The organism is Vibrio sp. 1580, from assembly GCF_033340055.1.
Genome location: NZ_JAWOVT010000232.1, coordinates 1 through 758 on the forward strand (window position 1 = coordinate 1; position 758 = coordinate 758).

A 758-nucleotide genomic window follows, 5' to 3' on the forward strand; every position below is an offset into this window, starting at 1 on the left:
GAGGCTATGTCTCAAGGCGCGAAGAACATGGCAACCACCGCCGTCTTGCTGGTGGGTATTGGTTTAGTGATCAACGTAATCAGTACCACAGGCATCGGCAATACTTTCTCTTTGATGATCAATGGTTGGGCGAATGGTGATTTGTTCATCATGCTCGTGTTGATTGCTTTGGCATCGTTGGTTTTAGGTATGGGCTTACCTGTGACAGCGGCGTATATTGTTCTGGGCACTTTGTCTGCCCCTGCCTTGTATAAGTTGATTGCCGAGAACCAACTTTTAGAGTTGATGGTTTCAGGGCAATTACCCGAGCAAGCGAAAGCGATCTTCATGCTAGCGGCACCAGATAAGCTCGATCTTCTCAATGCGCCAATGGCGCTGGAAACGGCGAAAGAAATGCTGTCACTGGTTCCTGCTGATTTTGTTGAAACGCTACTAGAGCAAAGCCTAGGTTTAGAGGCGGTTGGCTTGGCATTGTTGGCTGCGCATTTGATCATATTCTGGCTCTCACAAGACAGTAACGTTACGCCACCAGTGTGTTTAACCGCATTCGCAGCGGCGACCATTGCGAAAACGCCACCAATGCGAACAGGCTTAATGGCTTGGAAAATTGCGAAGGGGCTGTACTTGGTTCCATTGTTAATTGCCTATACCGGATTGGTCAGTTGGGATGTGACATCAGTAATTACGGTCGGCTTCTTTGCGATAGTGGGTACTTACGCGCTCATTGGAGCCATTGAAGGTTACTTAGAAGGACCATT

1 protein-coding gene is annotated in these 758 nt (G+C 48.3%); it reads left to right on the forward strand.

Annotated features, from left to right (window positions below; translation table 11 throughout):
* Positions 1–758 (forward strand): TRAP transporter large permease subunit (locus R7093_RS25225; RefSeq protein ID WP_318147020.1); only part of this gene is annotated, 758 nt, incomplete at both ends.